Origin of the sequence: Emticicia sp. SJ17W-69 (assembly GCF_051209875.1) — a bacterium.
In the GTDB taxonomy this organism is placed as follows: domain Bacteria; phylum Bacteroidota; class Bacteroidia; order Cytophagales; family Spirosomataceae; genus Emticicia.
Genome location: NZ_JBNTQY010000001.1, coordinates 4,747,501 through 4,766,346 on the forward strand (window position 1 = coordinate 4,747,501; position 18,846 = coordinate 4,766,346).

General features: G+C 34.5%; 20 protein-coding genes and 1 tRNA gene. 5 read left to right on the forward strand and 16 right to left on the reverse strand.

Annotated elements, in window-relative coordinates:
* Window positions 1–25: 25 nt before the first annotated feature.
* The 7 genes from ACQUQZ_RS19440 to ACQUQZ_RS19470 all read right to left on the reverse strand — a co-directional run bounded on the left by ACQUQZ_RS19440 (window position 26) and on the right by ACQUQZ_RS19470 (window position 6,067).
* On the reverse strand, window positions 26–1,237 hold the full coding sequence (locus tag ACQUQZ_RS19440; RefSeq protein ID WP_435356750.1) for an OmpA family protein: 1,212 nt from the start codon (window positions 1,235–1,237) through the stop codon (window positions 26–28).
* Window positions 1,238–1,260: 23 nt separating this feature from the next.
* Complete coding sequence (gene trpA, locus ACQUQZ_RS19445) at window positions 1,261–2,043, reverse strand: tryptophan synthase subunit alpha (RefSeq protein WP_435356751.1); 783 nt, start codon at window positions 2,041–2,043, stop codon at window positions 1,261–1,263.
* Between the two features lie 40 nt (window positions 2,044–2,083).
* The gene (locus ACQUQZ_RS19450) at window positions 2,084–2,950 is read right to left on the reverse strand and encodes a hypothetical protein (RefSeq protein ID WP_435356752.1); all 867 of its coding nucleotides are present in this window, start codon (window positions 2,948–2,950) and stop codon (window positions 2,084–2,086) included.
* A 2-nt stretch (window positions 2,951–2,952) separates the two neighbouring features.
* On the reverse strand, window positions 2,953–3,609 hold the full coding sequence (locus ACQUQZ_RS19455) for a DUF2306 domain-containing protein (protein WP_435356753.1): 657 nt from the start codon (window positions 3,607–3,609) through the stop codon (window positions 2,953–2,955).
* A 46-nt stretch (window positions 3,610–3,655) separates the two neighbouring features.
* Window positions 3,656–4,036 carry a Dabb family protein gene (locus ACQUQZ_RS19460; RefSeq protein WP_435356754.1) on the reverse strand — a complete coding sequence of 127 codons (381 nt, stop codon included), beginning with the start codon at window positions 4,034–4,036 and terminating at the stop codon, window positions 3,656–3,658.
* A gap of 51 nt (window positions 4,037–4,087) precedes the next feature.
* Window positions 4,088–5,296, reverse strand: coding sequence for a tryptophan synthase subunit beta (gene trpB / locus ACQUQZ_RS19465; protein WP_435356755.1), 1,209 nt, complete (start codon window positions 5,294–5,296; stop codon window positions 4,088–4,090).
* A gap of 138 nt (window positions 5,297–5,434) precedes the next feature.
* Window positions 5,435–6,067, reverse strand: coding sequence for a phosphoribosylanthranilate isomerase (locus ACQUQZ_RS19470; RefSeq protein WP_435356756.1), 633 nt, complete (start codon window positions 6,065–6,067; stop codon window positions 5,435–5,437).
* A gap of 342 nt (window positions 6,068–6,409) precedes the next feature.
* Here ACQUQZ_RS19470 and ACQUQZ_RS19475 point away from each other — a divergent pair, with 342 nt between their 5' ends.
* Window positions 6,410–7,210 (forward strand): hypothetical protein, encoded by an 801-nt coding sequence (locus tag ACQUQZ_RS19475; protein ID WP_435356757.1) that lies wholly within the window; start codon window positions 6,410–6,412, stop codon window positions 7,208–7,210.
* 8 nt (window positions 7,211–7,218) lie between these two features.
* On the opposite strand, the gene trpC is transcribed toward ACQUQZ_RS19475, so the two are convergent.
* From trpC to ACQUQZ_RS19505, 6 genes are all read right to left on the reverse strand, one after another.
* Window positions 7,219–8,013 carry an indole-3-glycerol phosphate synthase TrpC gene (gene trpC / locus ACQUQZ_RS19480; protein ID WP_435356758.1) on the reverse strand — a complete coding sequence of 265 codons (795 nt, stop codon included), beginning with the start codon at window positions 8,011–8,013 and terminating at the stop codon, window positions 7,219–7,221.
* A gap of 108 nt (window positions 8,014–8,121) precedes the next feature.
* Entirely contained in the window at window positions 8,122–9,111 is a 990-nt protein-coding gene (gene trpD, locus ACQUQZ_RS19485; RefSeq protein WP_435356759.1) for an anthranilate phosphoribosyltransferase, read from the reverse strand.
* Between the two features lie 93 nt (window positions 9,112–9,204).
* A complete protein-coding gene (locus tag ACQUQZ_RS19490; protein WP_435356760.1) occupies window positions 9,205–9,771 on the reverse strand; it encodes an anthranilate synthase component II in 567 nt (188 codons plus the stop codon).
* A gap of 22 nt (window positions 9,772–9,793) precedes the next feature.
* Window positions 9,794–11,218 (reverse strand): anthranilate synthase component I family protein, encoded by a 1,425-nt coding sequence (locus ACQUQZ_RS19495; protein ID WP_435356761.1) that lies wholly within the window; start codon window positions 11,216–11,218, stop codon window positions 9,794–9,796.
* 379 nt (window positions 11,219–11,597) lie between these two features.
* On the reverse strand, window positions 11,598–11,981 hold the full coding sequence (locus tag ACQUQZ_RS19500; RefSeq protein WP_435356762.1) for a hypothetical protein: 384 nt from the start codon (window positions 11,979–11,981) through the stop codon (window positions 11,598–11,600).
* 101 nt (window positions 11,982–12,082) lie between these two features.
* Window positions 12,083–13,480, reverse strand: a complete 1,398-nt coding sequence (locus tag ACQUQZ_RS19505) for a Gfo/Idh/MocA family protein (protein ID WP_435356763.1) — start codon at window positions 13,478–13,480, stop codon at window positions 12,083–12,085.
* A 69-nt stretch (window positions 13,481–13,549) separates the two neighbouring features.
* On the opposite strand from ACQUQZ_RS19505, the gene ACQUQZ_RS19510 reads away from it, so the two are divergent.
* Window positions 13,550–13,768, forward strand: coding sequence for a hypothetical protein (locus tag ACQUQZ_RS19510; protein ID WP_435356764.1), 219 nt, complete (start codon window positions 13,550–13,552; stop codon window positions 13,766–13,768).
* Here the strand turns inward: ACQUQZ_RS19510 and ACQUQZ_RS19515 are convergent.
* The gene (locus ACQUQZ_RS19515) at window positions 13,765–14,331 is read right to left on the reverse strand and encodes a GH32 C-terminal domain-containing protein (RefSeq protein WP_435356766.1); all 567 of its coding nucleotides are present in this window, start codon (window positions 14,329–14,331) and stop codon (window positions 13,765–13,767) included. The two genes, ACQUQZ_RS19510 and ACQUQZ_RS19515, sit on opposite strands and share 4 nt — an antisense overlap.
* A gap of 126 nt (window positions 14,332–14,457) precedes the next feature.
* Here ACQUQZ_RS19515 and trxA point away from each other — a divergent pair, with 126 nt between their 5' ends.
* Window positions 14,458–14,757, forward strand: a complete 300-nt coding sequence (gene trxA, locus ACQUQZ_RS19520; protein WP_435356767.1) for a thioredoxin — start codon at window positions 14,458–14,460, stop codon at window positions 14,755–14,757.
* A 69-nt stretch (window positions 14,758–14,826) separates the two neighbouring features.
* On the opposite strand, the gene ACQUQZ_RS19525 is transcribed toward trxA, so the two are convergent.
* Both ACQUQZ_RS19525 and ACQUQZ_RS19530 read right to left on the reverse strand, forming a co-directional pair.
* Window positions 14,827–14,979 carry a hypothetical protein gene (locus ACQUQZ_RS19525; protein WP_435356768.1) on the reverse strand — a complete coding sequence of 51 codons (153 nt, stop codon included), beginning with the start codon at window positions 14,977–14,979 and terminating at the stop codon, window positions 14,827–14,829.
* Between the two features lie 218 nt (window positions 14,980–15,197).
* Window positions 15,198–16,541, reverse strand: coding sequence for a 4Fe-4S dicluster domain-containing protein (locus tag ACQUQZ_RS19530; protein WP_435357665.1), 1,344 nt, complete (start codon window positions 16,539–16,541; stop codon window positions 15,198–15,200).
* Window positions 16,542–16,752: 211 nt separating this feature from the next.
* On the opposite strand from ACQUQZ_RS19530, the gene ACQUQZ_RS19535 reads away from it, so the two are divergent.
* Both ACQUQZ_RS19535 and ACQUQZ_RS19540 read left to right on the forward strand, forming a co-directional pair.
* A tRNA-Phe gene (locus tag ACQUQZ_RS19535) sits at window positions 16,753–16,825 on the forward strand.
* A 629-nt stretch (window positions 16,826–17,454) separates the two neighbouring features.
* Window positions 17,455–18,816: an FAD-dependent oxidoreductase gene (locus tag ACQUQZ_RS19540; RefSeq protein WP_435356769.1), complete on the forward strand. Its 1,362-nt coding sequence runs from the start codon at window positions 17,455–17,457 to the stop codon at window positions 18,814–18,816.
* Window positions 18,817–18,846 lie beyond the last annotated feature (30 nt).

Here is an 18,846-nt window from a genome sequence, read left to right on the forward strand (position 1 = left end):
AACTTCGAAAAGTTGTTATACAGGGTTACATGCTAATAATTTGCATTTCTACCCTACGATTTTGGGATTTATCTGTTTTTGAGATGGGAGAATCTGGCCCCATGCCTCTTACTTGAATGCGATTAGATCTAATTCCTTTTTTTACAAGGTAGGCTTTGCAGGCTTTTGCTCTATTTAATGATAATTCGATATTACTATTTCTATCACCTTCATCAGAAGTGTGCCCAATGATTTCGATTACCATACTTGGCGATTGTTCCATCAATTTTTGAACATTATCAAGCTCATTCATCGCTATTGATGTTATGACTGCTTTTGACTGTTCAAACTGAATATTTTTCAAAATAACTTTTTCTCCTGTTATCATTTTTTTGCCTTCATACTCTACCGACTTATTGGGAATAGGAATAGGCTTGTTGTCATTGACAAGTGGCTGTTTAGCTTTTCTTGTGTTCTTTGTCCATATAGTTATAGGAACTCTTACTCTCAGCCAAAGTGCAGCTTGTGTAAAACGCAAAGTATTTTCTCCAGCATTTGTATTGTTCCTAATAAATGTTGATTTGTCTTTTGAAAATACAGAAGTTGGAATGTGTAGTCCTACGCTTAGTTCCATTGGCAGATCGAATGAGCTTACACCGGTGACTCCATATTCGGGAGATATAATAATGGTATTAGATTTCTTAGAGATATTTGTTGTGATCAAACCATTACCATTTGTTATTAATCCTCTTCCACCTGTTCCATTGTTATTTTCGCTTACTGCTTTTGTATCTCCTGCATAATGAATATTGCATTGAAAAAATTGCCAATTATGGGTATATCTTGCACCTAATAATAAAGAAGTGTATTTATTGGCAAATAGCCATTTACTATATTGAGTTGTGCTGGAAACCCTTATTGGGTCGGGGTCGTTAAGGATATTAATGTGCAGGGCTCGATTGATGCCAATATTTAGCGACCATGTTTTGTTTATGCTATAATTTACGTCAATACCAAAAGTATTAGTGATTTTAAATACTCTACGAGAATTACCCGAAGATGTGCCAATTACATTAATGAGTCCGTTTTTGAAATAGTTGGGTTGAAGGATGAGATTACTGTTGCCTCCAGTGATAAAAGGGGGAATTGCCCAGCCAATTCCAATATGCGGTGAAACCGTTAATTTTGATCGAAAAGAAGTTTGTGAAAAAACCAAAGAGTTGATAAAAACGAAAAATAATATTCTTAGTAATTTCATCACCTCTTTGGTTTATGGACTATTTATCCTTTAACGGATTTAACATAGCTTACTATATCATTATATATACTACTTTTATCTGCGGCATTTTGTAACACTCTGATAAACTGGCTTCCAATGATGGCACCTGCAGCATATTGGCTGGCTTTGATGAAAGTAGCATTGTCTTTTATTCCAAAACCTATGAGTCGTGGGTTTTTGAGATTCATAGCATTGACACGGTTAAAATAAGTTTCCATCGTGTCAGTAATGCCTGATGTACCTCCTGTAACGCTCGCACTGCTTACCATATATATAAAGCCATCTGAGATTTCGTCAATTCTACGAATACGAGCTTCTGATGTTTGTGGCGTAATCAAGAATATATTGAGTAGTCCGTATTTATCAAAAATAGCTTTATAATCTTCATAATACTCATCCATTGGTAAATCTGGTAAGATTAATCCATCGACTCCTACTTCTTGACATTTCTTACAGAAATTTTCAATGCCAAATTGCACGACTGGATTAATATAACCCATCAAAACAATTGGAATTGAAACCTTGCTTCGAATACCCTCTAATTGCTGGAAGAGTACTTTCAAACTCATGCCATTTTCTAAAGCAACTTGATTTGATTGCTGAATGGTCTCGCCATCGGCAACTGGGTCAGAATACGGCATTCCGATTTCGGCAATATCTGCACCTGCTTCTTGAAGAGCTTCCAAAACCGTAGCTGTATCGTCAAGATTTGGGAAGCCTGCGGTAAAATATATATTTAAAACCTTATTGGGTTTATTAATAAATAACTGAGTTATACGATTCATTCTTTTTTTCTTTGGTAAATTAAAAATACATCAAACAAAATTATTGCACTGGTTTTGTTTCATGCCACCACTCATCCATTTCCCAATAATTATCCCAGCCAAGATGGCGGTATTTTGGGTTTATTTCTACATCACGTTCGCCAATACTAAAATCTTTAATGATTTCATTAACAAAACTAAAGAGGTCTTTTGCCCAAATCACTGATTTAATTGCTTTGGTAGAATAACTTTGCCATTCACCAATAAATCTAAATCCACTTGCTTTGCTTTTGGTTTGAGGCGAAAAAAACCAAAGTTCTGTTGAATTATCATTTCTTACTAAAAAATCCATTGTAATTTTTCCTGAGAAAATACCTGAGCCTTTCAACGTAGAATCTTCTTTAAGGATAAACTTTCCAACAGTAGAATAAACAACTTTATGTTTGATTGACTCTTGACCGAAGTAAGCCGTATCAATATTTGGATCTTCAAAAGCTGTCAAAGAATCAATGATAATTATGCCATCAAAGGGTATAATATTCTTTTTGAAACGACTTTTTCCTCTAATGTGATACGTATTTGGATTCTTTAAGTCTTTGCTTACTTCTGAAAAGAACATTTCTATGCGATAATTATCTTTGCCATACAAGCCATCAAATCTATTACTATAACCATCTTCAGGGTTTTTCGTAGCAAAAAGGGTCGATAAATCTAAAGTCGATAATGAATCATTGACTTGCTTATTAGTCAATGATGTCAATTTCAAAGGTTTTTCAACAATATTCTCTGTACGAAGGCTATCAATGGCTTCTTTGTGCGTTGTCAATTTAGCAGCAACTTTTGTTTTATCTTGTGTATTTCTCGAACATGAATAATAGGTGATAGATAAAGTCAAAAGAATACCAACAGCAAGAAGAGTATTTTTCATAATTATTTATGGTATTTAAGTAAGTATTTTGCTAAACCAACTTTAATAAGTACTTCGACAATTAATAAATTTCCAACCCATGAAAGCCAAGTAACTGTTAGATATGTTTCAATTGGTTTGGTACCAAAATGATAAATCATTACGTAGCTTCCTACTCTTAAACTCATTGCTGCCAGTGTAACTGCATAACTTCTAAGCATTGCTTGGGTATGCAAAAGCCAATTTTTACGGCGTATTTCTTGCCAAGCAAAAAAAGTAATAAACCACCAAACAATACATTGACACGAGAAACCAACTTTGGTTGATAAGCCCCCATTCGCATAAAAAGCCAAGCCAAGTCCAGAAGGTGCTGCTAAAAATAAGACTAAAATAACATACACTTTGCCAGAAATTCGGTGAATGATAGGGTAATTTTTCAAAATATAAGGAATAAATTGAAGAATACCTGCTACCATCACAAACCAACTACTAATAATATGTATATAAAACGACCATTGAAAAACACTTTTTTGTAATACTTGGTCGGTTTTTGTACTTAGAAAATTGATGGCAGGCTCAAAACTCAAATAAGGTATTACTTTCGTAAACATCAATACAGTAAAAGCTCCGATTGATAATAGGATTGTAATGAGTAATATTTGTTTGAGGTTTGTTGCCATTGATTACGGCGAATCTGGATGCGGTCGCCGCCCGATTCGCTCCACATTATTTTGTTGCCCAATAATCAAGTACCAAAACTTTATCAAGGTGTGGCCCTAAAACTTCTACGAAGGCTTTGTGAGCTGGGTGTGGCAAATAAACTGCTCTATCTTCTTCAGATTTGAATGTCACAAAAAAGAGGTGAGTAAAACCTTGATTCAAGTTTTCAGGGCTATTATTTGTTCCCCATTCAAACCCTGATATTTCTTTGATTTTACTTGGCAATGCTCTGAAAGCATCTTCTACTTTTTTGATATCAGCGGGGCTGCTTGAATCTTTAAACTTGAATAATACTGCGTGGCGTAGCTCTTTGCTCGCAGGCTTTGTTTGGGCATTTGACATAAATGAAACAGATAGTAAAGCAATTGCTAAAAAGAGGGTTTTCATTTTTTATTTTTGTTTTAATATTGGTTGAATAGTATTCTTGACTGTTTATACTTATAAATACTTCATATAAGTATCCAAATCCTTATCTCCACGACCTGAAAGATTAATCACAACAGTCTCATTATCAGTCGCTCCCAAATAGGGCAGTACTGCCAAAGCATGAGCCGACTCGATTGCGGGAATAATTCCTTCGAGTTTTGAAAGCTCAAACCCTGCTTTGATTGACTCATCATCAGTAATAGCAAAAAACTTTGCTCTACCCGAATCCCACAAGTGGGCATGAAGTGGGCCAATTCCAGGATAATCAAGTCCAGCCGAAATTGAATGTGGTTCTACTACTTGTCCATCTTCAGTTTGCATCAAAATACTTTTGCTTCCATGTAATACACCCATTTTTCCTAAGAAAGTAGTGGCAGCCGACATACCTGAGTTGATACCATGTCCACCAGCTTCGGCAGCAATGAGTTTAACGCTTGGTTCGTCAAGATAATGATAAAAAGCACCTGCAGCATTTGAACCTCCACCAACGCAAGCAATAACATAATCTGGATTTTCAGAACCTGTTTTTTCGAGTAACTGCCAACGTATTTCTTCTGAAATAATAGCCTGAAAACGAGCAACCATGTCAGGATATGGATGTGGACCCACAACCGAACCTATAATGTAATGTGTATCTACAGGATTATTTATCCAATGACGCATGGCCTCATTGGTGGCATCTTTAAGTGTTTTTGAACCACTCATGGCTGGGCGAACTTCAGCTCCTAACATTTTCATACGTGCTACATTGGGTGCTTGGCGTTTGATGTCAATTTCACCCATATAAACGATACATTCCAGACCCATCAAAGCACACACAGTAGCTGTTGCCACACCATGTTGCCCTGCTCCTGTTTCTGCTACAATTTTTTTCTTACCTAATTTTTGGGCTAATAAAATTTGTCCAATGGTATTATTTACTTTATGAGCTCCAGTATGGCACAAATCTTCACGTTTTAGGTAAACATTGGTCTTGTACTTTTCCGATAAGCGATTCGCATAAAATAGCGGTGTTGGACGACCAACGTAATCTTTTAGCAAAGCATGGTATTCTGCTTGAAAAGCTGGCTGATAGATAATTTCCAAGTAATTTTGTTGTAATTCTTCAATATTGGGAAATAACATTTCAGGAATATATGCTCCACCAAATTTACCGTAGTAGCCTTTTGAATTAACTGCAAAGCGGTTTGCCGCCTGTTGTGATTTCTCTATGGTTATCATATTTTAAACTACTAAGGTTTACTAAATTTCAAAAACTATTGATTGATTACTTAAATTATAACTTTTGTCCAAAATACTAACTTATCATGGTAAAATAAAACGCCAAACTTTCAATGTATTTTCAACAAAATCCATTCTTTAAACCTCAATTGGTCGAATTTTCTCTAATAATTCGGCGATTTTTTCAATATCTTTTATCGCAGGCGAAATTTCAAACTTGCTATTGACATCCATTGCATAAGGCTTTGGTACAATGCTTTCCAAATCATCTACATTCTCAAGACTAATTCCACCTGCCAAAAAGTAAGGTTTTTCGTTGTCATATTTTTTTAATATACTCCAATCGAAAGTAATGCCATTTCCACCATAACCATCTCCTTTTGCATCAAATAAAAAGAAGTCAACGTGTGGCTTATAGTTATTTAACTGACTGAATATAAATGAGTTATCTATTCTAAAAGCCTTGATAATATTTACTCCTTTAAATTTGAGGTTTCTACAAAAATCTGGCATTTCATTGCCGTGTAATTGCACATAATGTAATCCATATTTCCTAACATTTTGCACGATAAAGTCGATCGTTGCATTGACAAAAACGCCTACTTTTTTTATGTCTCGTGGCAAGGAATTGATAAATTCAGCATCAAAGGCTTCTGTACCCACAAAACGGGGCGATTTATCATAAAAAATAAAACCTATAAAATCTGGTTTCAACTCACTAAGTGCTTTGATGTTTTCCACATCACGCATTCCACATACTTTTAGTTTCATACAAAAACGCCTGCCCCCACAGGAGAGTTTATTTTGATTTCATACTTGGGGTAATAGTACGATTTTTAGCAAAACGCATAAAAAACCACCAAAATTAACACTTTTTCTTATATTTTAGCAATATTTTTATCTTATAAAAATTGGCAACAAGGATGAAACTAAAACAATTTACTTAACAATGTGCCGATATAAAAAATCTTAGTTTTTCTTTTAATTCAAACAAAAAAACAATTTATAATCTTAAAAAAATGCCCTTTCTAAAATTTTACCACCATGCACATTTTGTTACAGTGCTTTTTTTGCAACTTTACAGTCTCATATTAAACATAAAATCAAATTTTTATGAAATTACTGCTTACCGCTCTTTGTTTATGTACATTTTTATACACATTTGAGTCTTGTAAAAAAAGTGATAATACTGACCTTAACCCTTCATTATCATTTGTAACGATAGCTGATGCCAATTTTGAACAAACCCTCATTGACCAAAAAATTGATACAGATGGCAAACTTGATGGACAAATAAAATCTCAAGATGCTTTGAACGCAACAAAATTAGATCTTAATGGTAGTAATAAACCAACTACTAAAGCAATAAAAGATTTGACAGGAATAGAAAACTTCAAAAATTTACGGACTTTAGATTGCTCTAATAATGCTTTAAGCAGTTTGGATGTCAGTAAAAATCTCTCTTTAGTTGACTTACGTTGTTCTAATAATAATCTAAGTAATCTAAATGTCAGTAAAAATCTTGCTTTATCGATTTTTCATTGCGTTGGCAATAACCTAAGCGAATTAGATCTTAGCAAAAATATTGCTTTAACAGTCTTGGTTTGCTCTAAAAACCATCTTAGTACCTTAGATATTAGTAAAAATACGGCCTTAAATATCTTGCTTTGTGATTCTAACAAATTAAGTACCTTAAATGTCAGCTATAATTTGGCTTTATCCGATTTATATTGTGATTTCAATAATCTAAGCACATTAGATATTCAATATAACATAAAGCTATATTATTTTAGTTGTACCAATAATCCACTCCTTCAAACTATTTGTGTTTCCAATTTAGCGATTGCTCAGCTTGCTCAATCATATAATAATTGGAAAAAAGACAATCTGGCAACCTATATCACTTGTAATTAGGATATTGTTTATGCAACAAGGGAATCTATAAGACTTTTCAATGCTCCAGCGGGATTATCAGTTTTCATAAAAGTTTCACCAATCAAAAAACCTTTATACCCAACTGCTTGTAATTGTTTGATCGTTTCGGGTTGTGAAATACAACTTTCTGAGATTTTTACAAGATTGGCTGGAATCTTTTCTGCCAATGCTAAAGATGCATTGACATTATTTTCTGCAAAGTTTTTTAAGTTGCGATTATTCACACCTATCACATCTACATTTGCTAAAGGGCTTCGTTCCAACTCTTCTTCATCATGGATTTCTAATAAAACCTCTAAACCTAATTCATGGGCTTTTTTACTCAAATCTGATATTTGATTTGGTGTTAGACAAGCGGCTATCAACAAAATTACATCGGCTCCCCATGCTTTGGCTTCATAAATTTGGTATTCGTCAATCATAAAGTCTTTTCGCAAAATAGGTATTGCGGGGTTTGCCGCACGGGCTTTCAGTAAATCTTCTTTTGTTCCACCAAAAAAATCAAAATCTGTCAAAACAGAAAGGCATGCTGCTCCTGCTTGGGCATACCCTTGCGTAATTTCCTCAACTGAAAGCAAGTCATTAATCACTCCTTTTGAAGGTGATTTTCGCTTATGTTCGGCAATTATCCCAGTTGAGTTTTCGGACAAAAGATTGGCAACCAACGAATTGGTTTTCCTTGAAAAGGAATTACTTTTTTCTAAATCTTGTATAGAAACTTCAGCTTTTGCTGTTGCAACTTCAATGGCTTTATGGGCTGTTATTTTATCTAAAATGGTCATGAACAATGAGATGAGTGAATTAATGAATGAATGTATGAATGAGTGAATGTTTAGGAATATGCAAAACTTATTCTAACATTCGTTCACTCTATCATTCTATCATTAGATTTATTCTATTAATTTTTTCATACAATTTAAGGCTTTTCCGCTCAATAATGAATCTTTGGCTTGAGCAATGCCCTCTTCTAAACTGATGTCTTTTGCTATGCTTAAAGCCAAACCTGCATTTGCCAATACTACATTGGTTTGTGCTTCAGTGGCTTCATTTTTTAATATATTCAATAAAATTGCTGCCGACTCTTCGATTGTACCCCCACCATAAATATCTGATTGCTGCTGGAGTGTAAAACCAAAACTTTTAGACGAAACAATATTTTTATCTTTATTAATATGCGTAGAAATTTGAAAATCATCGGTAAGAGAAATTTCATCATAACCTGCTAAATCATAGATTATTCCAAATTTTGCAGATGTTCTACCAAAAAGTTCAGCGTACAAATCAAAAACAGCAAGATTATAAACACCTGAAAATTGTTTCTGAACTTTCGCAGGATTGAGCAATGGGCCCAAAATATTAAAGAATGTTTTCATTCCTAATTCCTTGCGAATCGGAGCGACATATTTCATGGCTGGGTGAAAGAGAGGTGCGTGCATATAGCAAATACCCGCTGTTTCAAGTTTTTGTTTCAAATAACTTTCATCATTGGTAAATTTCACACCCAAGTACTCCAAAACCGTACTCGAACCAACGGCAGACGAAACACCATGATTGCCATGCTTGGCTACATTTTGCCTAGCCCCTGCCAATACAAAAGCCGAAGTAGTCGAAATATTAAAAGTGTCTTTTCCATCTCCACCTGTACCAACAATATCCATCGCATCAAATGCAGATAAATCTATTTGAACTGCTAAGTCAAGCATGGCTTCACGAAAACCTTCGAGTTCGTCAACGGTAATTCCTTTTTGTTGAATCCCCATCAAAAAAGCGGCAATTTGGGAATTATTGGCTTCGCCACTTCCGATTTTTAAGAGTGCTTCTTGAGCTTGTTGTTTCGTTAGTGATTGTTTTTCTACAAGTAAATTTAAATATTGCTTCATCTGGTTTAAATATTAATTTTGATTAAAACCAAGAACGGATTTTATCTTATGCAACCGTCAGTCAGTTAAAACAGTCGGCAATGAATCTATTTTTTAACTTTTCATCCAATTCTCAACCATTTTCACACCATGTTGTGTCAAATAAGCTTCTGGGTGAAACTGTACGCCCCTCACATCATACTTTTGGTGAGCTTCGGCCATTACATACCCTTTTTCGTCAATAGCAGTGATTTTCAAATCAGCAGGCATCGTTTCTGGAACAACTGTCCATGAATGATAGCGACACACTTCTATTGCCGCTGGAATTCCTTGAAACAAAACTTCATTGGGATCAGTAATTAAACATTGCGTTGTAACACCGTGTAACACATCCCCCATATTATGTAATTTTGCCCCAAAAGCTTCTCCAATTGCTTGATGACCTAAACAAACACCAAAAATAGACTTGGTAGTAGCATATTCTTTGAGTAAATCAAGCATAATCCCTGCTTCTTCTGGAATGCCAGGGCCTGGAGAAAGCAAGATTTTATCATACTTTTTAACCGCCTCTAATGCAATTTTGTCATTTCTAAAAACGTCCACATCTCCGCCTAATTCTTTCAAAATATAGACTAAATTATAGACAAATGAATCGTAATTATCGAGAACTAATATTTTCATGTTATTTATTTTTTTATTTACTTCAAATCTCAGCTGCCATTTCAATTGCTTTTCGCAAGGCTGCCAGTTTTAAATGAATTTCTTTCATTTCTGATTCAACATCAGACTTGGCAACTACTCCCATACCCGCTTGATAAAAAAGTGTATTATTTTTACTTAAAAAAGTGCGAATCGCAATCGCATGGTTAAAGTTTCCTTTAAAATCCATAAAGCCGATAGCACCACCATAAATACTACGATTGGTTGGTTCATATTTATTGATAATTGTCATGGCATTATGCTTTGGAGCTCCAGAAAGCGTACCAGCAGGGAAAGTATCAGCGACTAATTGCAAAGGATTGGTACCTTCGTGCATTTTTCCAGTCACTTTCGATACTAAATGAATCACATGACTATAAAATTGAACTTCTTTGAATGTTTCAACCTTTACATTTTCGGCACTTCGAGAAAGGTCATTTCTTGCTAAATCAACCAACATGACATGTTCGGCAGATTCTTTTGGGTCGGCAAGTAGTTGGCGAGCAAGTTCTGTATCATGTTCATCATCACCTGTTCGTCTGATTGTTCCAGCAATTGGATGAATTTCGGCCTGACCATCTTTGATGAGAATTTGTTTTTCGGGCGAAGAGCCAAAAATATGGTAATCTCCCCCATCAAAATAAAACAAATAAGGTGAAGGATTGATTGAACGTAAAGCTCGGTAAACATTAAAATCATCACCTTCAAATTTCTTTGAAAACCTACGAGAAGGTACAATCTGAAATACATCGCCACGCAAACAATGACCAATACACTTATTGATAATCACTCGCATATCATCATCTGCAATATTTGTAAGCTCCTGACTATCAGATTTAAACTTGGTATTGGTCATTTTTGGATTCCTTACAAAAAACTCTAAAGTTTCCAATCCTTCAGGTAAAAACTTAGGTTCTTGCCCTTCGGGTGTATAAGTATGTTCAAAAATAAAAAGCTCATTTTTGAAATGATTAATAGCAATCACATAGCGATAAACGCGATATAAAATCTGTGGAATGGTTGTTTCAGGGCTTTTTTCTTGAATCTCAATATCTTCAAAATATTCAACCGAATCATAGGTGATATGTCCAAAAAGTCCATTGGTGATAAAAGGAAATTCACTTTTAGGGTTTTCAAAACGTTCAGCAAATTCTTGTAACACTCTCACACCCTCTTTTCTACTTTTCAAAGGGAATGTTTCACTCGTTCCATCTGGGAATTTTTGTGTAACGATATCATTGTCTAACGAAAAACTTGCTACTTCATCACAAGCAATATAACTAAAACTATTGTGCATTGCTTGATAATCAGCACTTTCAAGAATAACAGAATTAGGATATTGTCCACGCAAACGCATATAAATACCTACGGGGGTAAGGGTATCGGCAAGAAGGCGTTTGTGGCGAGTTGAGATTTTATATTTTTGCATTTCAGAATATAAATTATAAGGATTGAGACAAAATAAAAAGCGACTTACTGGTATGAACAGTAAGTCGCTTTGCTTAATTTTTGTATGTTTTTTTACATAGCAAATCTGTTCATCCTATTTGTGTAGAACGCCACCACCAGATTTTTGCTATGTTGTTTTGCTGAGTCATTTTTTAATTATAATTAACACCATTAGAAATGCTGTTGTACTGATGCAAAAGTAATAGTTGATTTGAGAAAACAAAATTATTTTTTTGAAATATTTTTGTTTTTAAAATGAAAATATTGTTTAATCAACTGATTATCAACAATTTAACAGCAAATAAAATAAATAAAGTTTAGTGTTTTTTGACAGAGTAGGAACTCCGTCCTACAGGAAATTAATCAACTGGACTACCAAATTGGAAAGAAACTTCCTTTACCAAACTCGAAGCATTGAAATAAAGTATCATTGATCGAGCTTGTGTAGCATTTTGGATGCTTTCACATTGCGGTCCTTTTTCTAAGAAAAACACAAAAACTTTTTCATTCCGACGACTCAAAATCTGGAAGTCATATCGGCCTAAAGTTTCATAAATTTGATTTTCCGATAAACCTAAAATCTTCGGTTTGATTGCTTTTAAATCTTCAATCAATTTCACTCGCTTTCCTTCACAGCCTCCCCTATCAGTTTTGAAACTTTGTAAATCAAATTTTCCAAAATCTACTTTTTTGTCTCGGCAAGAAGCTAAAGCTAAAAGGCTTATTATTAGTATTTTACGCATATTTTATTATTATTTTGCCTCATCCCAACCCCTCTCCAAAAAAGGAGAGCGGCTAAAGAAGAGGTGTAAAAAGCCCTCCCTATCGGGTTGGGTGCGGTAGTTTATATTTTCACTTCCATCATTTTTTTCCCTAAACGACTTTTTTCTGCCATGAAGCCCATTACGTGGCTTTCGATAGAGGCTTCGATGGTTGAAGTCAAAAGTTCAGGTTTGTTTTGGGCAACTGCCTGCACAAAGTTACGAGCTAAACCATAATCTCCACCACCATGTCCTGATGCTTGATTTTTGTATTCGGGCTGCTCGTTTGCTTTCCAAGAAGTCGTTTCTTTTGTTCTGAAATCATAGGTTTGTATTTGGTTCATATCTCCCCAAACTTCACCTTGTGAAAACATCAAACGAGTCTTGCGATGCTCAAATGAGGTAAATGCCTCCATAGCAAAACTCACCGTTGTCCCGCCTTCAAACTCCATTGATGTTGTATAATGGTCGGGTTGGTCGTTGTCCATTCTATAAACACATCTACCGTACTGAGATGTTTTCAATTTTTCGTAAATTTCGTCACTTTGTTTGGTTAAATCATCAGTTACGTCCAAAACATTAATGCGTTGCTTTTCTTTTTGGTAAATTCTGATTGCTGAAAACGGACAGGTTGCTTCTACTTTACAGCCATCTGTACAACGATCTGTGCTACCTTCGGGTGCATTTTCACGCTTAAACCAAGTGAGAGAGCCATGAGCTGAAATACTTTTGCAAGGTTTTCCTATAATCCAACGTAAAATATCAAGATCATGGCAAGATTTTGCTAAAATAATTGGATTTGTATCTTTAGAAATATGCCAATTGCCTCGTACATACGAATGTGCCATGTGTGCATATTCAACACCTTCTAAATGATTGACACTGATGAGTTTACCAAATTGCCCACTGGCAGTAATTTCTTTGAGTTTTTTGAAATATGGCGTATAACGAAGCACATGACAAACAGCAATAATTGCTTTCGTTTTCTTGGCCATTGCCATAATATCTAAACATTCTTGCATGGATGGTGAGATTGGCTTTTCGAGCAAAACATGATAGCCCATTGCGAGAGCTTTCATGGCTGGACCATAATGTAACCAATCTGGCGTAGAAATGATAATTGCATCGGCAAACTTGGGTACTTTGAAAACATCTTCCCAAGTTTTGAAGCGATTTTTTTCTTCAATATTATGAGACTTGGCAAAACGGTCATTGCGGAAAGGAATCGGCTCGGCAACACCAACCATATCCAATTCATTTGGGAAAGCCAAAGAAAAACGTCCATATACATTTCCTCGATTTCCTGCTCCCAATACAATTGCCGTTACTGGTCTGTCTAATGCGATATATCTTTCATCCGCTTCAACACTAATACTCTGATTATCAATCTCTTCTGCGAAAGAATCGGTATTAAATAAAGACAAACTACTTGCCGTTAATCCAAAAGTTTTGAGTAGGTGTCGGCGTGAAATATTTTCCATGTATAAGGCTGAATGTTTTTGAAGTATATTATATTTGCAAATATAACATAAACACTAAAATTTATACTGATGTCTGAGAATTTACAGAAAAAACTCCCAATTTTTATGCTCGTGCTTTTGATGTTAGCTACCATAATTGAAGGAATTTCAACCTATTATGCAAGTCCACAGGTACAAAAAATGGTAAATATTGGGCATTTGATTTTGGCAATTTTGGTACTTCTCATTGGTTTAGGCTTAGTTTATGTAAAGTTTCAGCAGAAGAAAAAAAGTTCAAATAAAGTTTAATTGCTTTGCTCCCAAACAACTAATTTCGTAACTTTTGCTCTTCCATTACTAAAAACTTGCCAATCAGTGCTATTTTCTTCGGGAAAGACTCGACTAATTAATCTGGCTTCACCATCATTTCCAAAAACTTCAACCGAAGTTTTATCAACAAAAATTTGCATTTTTACTCTACCACGGTCTGTTTTCATGGGAATTACCCACATTCCAAGAATATTCACAGCGTCATTTCTGCCTGCATGAATGCTATTGATATACAATTGTTCATTATTCAGCTGATAACCAACAATTGCTTCTTGATTTAAATTTTCTTTTAATAATACTCTTACACCAAACTCGCTTGCTCCATTAGGGTCAAATTCTATTTCAATCATGTATGATTCTGTATTATTTCTCCAAGTCATACCATTGTCACCTTCAAGGCTTAAATCCTCCATCATTATTACAGTATGCCACTTATCTTGCGAAGCTAAACGAATTCTCATTCGTTCCTTTATATCTACAATTGATTGACTATAAGCCAACTGAGAAAGTAATAGCCCGCATATAAATATTTTATTTCTCATTTATTTACAAATTTTTCAGAATGGCCAAAATTAGTAATTTATTGGTGATAAAATTACGAATACAGAAAGTAGTGAAACTCTACCAAAATTTTCATTGTTTATTATAAAAACATAAATCTCAAAACCATGACTGGAACATTTGAAGAATTAATAGCCTCTGAAAAGCCAATTTTAATAGATTTTTTTGCTACTTGGTGTGGGCCGTGTAAAGCATTAGCACCAACACTACAACAATTAGCTCAAGAAGAAGGTGATAAAATAAGAATAGTAAAAATAGACGTAGATCAGAATCCAAAACTGGCGGCAAAATACCGAGTTTCGGGTGTTCCTACACTGATATTATTCAAGAAAAGTGAATTAAAATGGCGACAATCGGGTGTACTATCCTTACCACAACTGAAAAATGTTGTAGAGCAATTTGTTTAAACTAAGAAATAGTTTTTCTGTTTGGGGAAAGGACTCCTCCAAAAATAGGGTGTTTTGAAAATAGACTCACTAAGAAATAGCTTCTTTTTCGACAATATCAGCCGCTGCTTGTTCTAAAACTCGCTTAACGCCTTCAAATGCTCCGCTAACAATAGCTAATGGCAACAACAATGGCATAAAAACTATCCATTGCATAAACATCGATGAATTGAACTTTTTCATGGGTGGTTGGGTGCTATATGCACGTTTGAGCTTACTACACGTAATTTTATGAAAGCAATTACAAATAGTGTACCAATATTAAATCTTTGTAAAATTAAAAAAAATATTCTTTAAGTACAAAAATATTTTGAATTAAATTGTATGTATGACACATAAAAAAACTGCCCCTTGAAAGAAGGCAGTTTTTTTATGTTTTTCACCCTTAAAACGAACAGTTTTTATTTTAAACCATCCACCCAATTAAAACGGTCGGCTGGAGAAAACTTCCACGGAGCCATATTATTTTCGAGGTTTGAAAACATACCATTCCAAGAAGCAGGTGCTTGAGCTTCTTCCATTACTTTATAACGTCGCAGTTGTAAAATAATATCTAATGGACTAATGTTAATTGGACATTCTTGCACGCAAGCATTACAGGTGGTACATGCTAAAATTTCTTCTTCCGAAATGTAATCTCCCAAAAGGGTTTTCCCATCATCAAAATCAGCAATTGTATTTTTTTTATCAGAGGCTAACCAACCTTTTTGAATATCTTCTAATCGATCACGAGTATCCATCATGATTTTTCGTGGCGAAAGCTGTTTACCTGTGATATTTGCAGGACATGAAGATGTACAACGGCCACACTCGGTGCAACTGTAAGCATCCATGAGATTTTTCCAAGATAAATCTTTTACATCTTTTGCACCAAAACGTCCTACTTCAGCAGGGTTGGCATCTGCTTCATCTAACCCCAACATGATTTTAACTTCTTTTGTAACCGTTGGCATATTTGCCATTTCGCCTTTGGCTTTGAGATTAGAAAAGTAAGTATTGGGAAAAGCCAAGAAAATATGCAAGTGTTTTGAGTAAGTTACGTAAGTGGCAAAAGCCATAATACCTAAAATATGAAACCACCAAGCTGCTCGTTCATAAGTCACAAGAGCTGAGTCAGATAAATTAATAAAAATAGGTTGTAGGAATTGACTTATCCAAAAATTGCCAGTAACAGCTTCCGCATAATGGCCAACGCCTCTATCTTGTAAAATTGTGTCAACAGCATTCATGCTCAAGAAAGCCCACATTAACAAAATTTCAGTAATTAAAATAATGTTAGCATCTTTCGTTGCCCAGCCTTTCATCTCACGATGGCGAGATTCTTGAAAACGTTGTACTTTTGTAACATTACGTCTTATTAAAAAAACCACACAAACTGCTAGCACACCTAATGCTAAAATTTCAAAGAAATTGATTAGAAAATTATAAAATCCACCCAAAGGCTCGGCAAAAATTCGATGTGTTCCAAAAACACCATCAATCATTATTTCCAACACTTCAATATTAATGATGATAAAACCTGCATAAATAATAAAGTGCATGAATCCTACAATTGGGCGATTGAACATTTTTTTCTGTCCAAAAGCTATCAATAGCATTGTTTTAAGTCGCTCGGAAGGATCATCGGAACGGTCTTCTGCCCTGCCCAACTGAATAGTGCTTTTGATGAGTATCACTCGGCGACTAATGAAATAAGCTGCCAAGCCCAATGCAGCTACGAATAAGATTTGTGAAAGAATTTGCATATTTTCGATTGGTTGAAATGATTCTGAGATGTTGTTGAACTCATCATAATAGTATGCTTGCATAACATTACAAATATCGTAAAAAAGATAATGAAGTCAAGAGAAAAAATTTTTTTTAAGTTTTTTTTACAAGATATTTGTTCTTAAAAAGTTTTTGTCTAATTTTGCACTCCCAAACGACGGCAACGTAGCAGGGAAATGGTGGTGATAAGGTGATGTAGCTCAGTTGGTAGAGCAAAGGACTGAAAATCCTTGTGTCGGCGGTTCGATCCCGTCCATCACCACCTAATAATCAAGCAGTTATGAAGAAATTCGTAACTGCTTTTTTTATGTGGTACAACAATAGTACAACATTTTGCTTTAGATATTTAATCAATCAGTCTATTAATAACTGATAATCTCCATCAATTTCTATGTATAATTCTTATTTTGTGTAAAAAAATAACCAACAAATTTGTTAGTTATCTCAATTATTTGGGGCTTAGTTGAAAATATTTTTAGAATTATTTGCCTCTGCAAACAGTCTCACCTTAAAAATCCTTTCTTTTTTTTAATATTAAACGGCTCCAATTGTAATTTTATCTGAGTGCTGATGAAAGTGTTTTATTTCCTCCTTTTTAGCTTATTATTTGTGAAAATTTTCAATAAAGCACCTTTAAATCATAATTTTTCTGAGAAATTTACCAAAAAAAACTTAATTCTTAGGAAACATTAAAAATTCTACCTATGTTTATATCCAACCTGTTGAAACCTTTTCTTTTCCCCTAAATTCTACCTTACAAATAATCATTTGTCAAGTATATAGAATTATCTTTTATCCCACGATTCTCCAAACATTTTTTGAGAGAAGTCAAACTGCCGTAGGAAAATGTAAAGGTCAAAGTATAGTAAACTAACCACTAAAACATTGACCATGAGTTCTTTTAAAAACCCAAAAACTCGCATTGGTATCATTGGAGCAGGCCCCGCAGGCATTTCTGCTGCTCATTTTTTAAAAAAACAAGGCTATTCAAATGTTACTATTCTCGAACAACACCCACAAGTGGGTGGAAAATGTATTTCCAAAACCATTGATGGCAAATCTTTTGATATTGGTGCCAATTATGTAACATCAAACTACAAAATAGTCAAGAAATTAGCACGAGAACTCAAAGCAGATCTATATACAGAAGCCAATAATAAATCCTACGATTTACGGATTAATCAATTTAGGTCTGTACTCAGTACCGTCTTAGGAGATACCTCTCTTATAAAATTTGCTTGGTTATGTCTATGTTATATGTATAAAAGATGGAAACTGAATGATATTATTTCACCTAAAAATCCAGGATATAAAGGCATTGCCAACCACCCCGAATTATGCCAATCATTTGAATCTTGGTTAAAAGAAAATAATCTAACCGAACTTCTACTTCTTTTTGAAGTACCTATATCGCTGATGGGTTATAGTAAACTTGCCAATATACCAACTGCTTATGCTCTTACCTATTTACCCAATAGCACTTTTATTGAGTTATGTCTTGCTTCAATAAGTACGAGTATCTTGGGTTATCCAAAAAGATTTAAGGAAGGGTATCAACGATTTTTGGAAAGGCTATCTTGGACATTTGACTCTGACTCTATAAAATTAAATACCAAAGTGACAAGTGTAAAAAGAGGCGATAATATTCAAGTAGAATATATAGATAATAGCAGTGATGAAAACCAAATAGTAAAACAAACCATTGAGTTTGACTATTTATTTATTGGTGTACCATTGTATTTAGAAGCATTACAACCCTTCATGAGTGATATGACACCAGCTGAAAAAGAAATATTTAGTCAAGTGATTTTTGACCCTTTCATCGTTACAACCTATAAAATGGCTAATTGTGAAGTATTTACAGCTGGAACTTTCATGCTTCCTGAGCCAGCAAAAAATGAGCCTTTTGTAATCACTCGTCAGTTTGCAGGTGTTGATTTTATTTCTATTTACACTCGTTCTGCTGTTGGCGAGCCTGTCAATAAAGAGAAAATCCTTGAAGAAAATGCTAAGTTTATTAAAAGATCTGTCAATTTAGACTTATGTGAACCATATTCATTCAATGATTTTGTTTATTTCCCTCATGTATTGACCACTCCAATGGCTAATGGTTTTTATGATAATTTGGAAGCACTTCAAGGTCAAAATAATACATTTTATATAGGAGGATTGATGAATTTTGAATTAGTGGAAACAATTATGAATTATTCCAAGCATTTAATTGAAACCAATTTTCCAAAAGTTGGCAATTAGCCCTAAACTATACCTACAAAACCCTAAAAC

Bases quoted from the DNA above. Each gene is read 5' to 3' on its own strand.
- ACQUQZ_RS19460 (WP_435356754.1), bottom strand. From the start codon at position 4,036: ATGAAAACCCTCTTTTTAGCAATTGCTTTACTATCTGTTTCATTTATG.
- trpC (WP_435356758.1), bottom strand. From the start codon at position 8,013: ATGACCATTTTAGATAAAATAACAGCCCATAAAGCCATTGAAGTTGCA.
- ACQUQZ_RS19440 (WP_435356750.1), bottom strand. From the start codon at position 1,237: ATGAAATTACTAAGAATATTATTTTTCGTTTTTATCAACTCTTTGGTT.
- trpA (WP_435356751.1), bottom strand. From the start codon at position 2,043: ATGAATCGTATAACTCAGTTATTTATTAATAAACCCAATAAGGTTTTA.
- trpB (WP_435356755.1), bottom strand. From the start codon at position 5,296: ATGATAACCATAGAGAAATCACAACAGGCGGCAAACCGCTTTGCAGTT.
- ACQUQZ_RS19510 (WP_435356764.1), top strand. From the start codon at position 13,550: ATGTCTGAGAATTTACAGAAAAAACTCCCAATTTTTATGCTCGTGCTT.
- ACQUQZ_RS19500 (WP_435356762.1), bottom strand. From the start codon at position 11,981: ATGCGTAAAATACTAATAATAAGCCTTTTAGCTTTAGCTTCTTGCCGA.
- ACQUQZ_RS19470 (WP_435356756.1), bottom strand. From the start codon at position 6,067: ATGAAACTAAAAGTATGTGGAATGCGTGATGTGGAAAACATCAAAGCA.
- ACQUQZ_RS19490 (WP_435356760.1), bottom strand. From the start codon at position 9,771: ATGAAAATATTAGTTCTCGATAATTACGATTCATTTGTCTATAATTTA.
- ACQUQZ_RS19515 (WP_435356766.1), bottom strand. From the start codon at position 14,331: ATGAGAAATAAAATATTTATATGCGGGCTATTACTTTCTCAGTTGGCT.
- ACQUQZ_RS19455 (WP_435356753.1), bottom strand. From the start codon at position 3,609: ATGGCAACAAACCTCAAACAAATATTACTCATTACAATCCTATTATCA.
- trpD (WP_435356759.1), bottom strand. From the start codon at position 9,111: ATGAAGCAATATTTAAATTTACTTGTAGAAAAACAATCACTAACGAAA.
- ACQUQZ_RS19495 (WP_435356761.1), bottom strand. From the start codon at position 11,218: ATGCAAAAATATAAAATCTCAACTCGCCACAAACGCCTTCTTGCCGAT.
- ACQUQZ_RS19530 (WP_435357665.1), bottom strand. From the start codon at position 16,541: ATGCAAATTCTTTCACAAATCTTATTCGTAGCTGCATTGGGCTTGGCA.
- ACQUQZ_RS19475 (WP_435356757.1), top strand. From the start codon at position 6,410: ATGAAATTACTGCTTACCGCTCTTTGTTTATGTACATTTTTATACACA.
- ACQUQZ_RS19505 (WP_435356763.1), bottom strand. From the start codon at position 13,480: ATGGAAAATATTTCACGCCGACACCTACTCAAAACTTTTGGATTAACG.
- ACQUQZ_RS19540 (WP_435356769.1), top strand. From the start codon at position 17,455: ATGAGTTCTTTTAAAAACCCAAAAACTCGCATTGGTATCATTGGAGCA.
- ACQUQZ_RS19525 (WP_435356768.1), bottom strand. From the start codon at position 14,979: ATGAAAAAGTTCAATTCATCGATGTTTATGCAATGGATAGTTTTTATG.
- trxA (WP_435356767.1), top strand. From the start codon at position 14,458: ATGACTGGAACATTTGAAGAATTAATAGCCTCTGAAAAGCCAATTTTA.
- ACQUQZ_RS19450 (WP_435356752.1), bottom strand. From the start codon at position 2,950: ATGAAAAATACTCTTCTTGCTGTTGGTATTCTTTTGACTTTATCTATC.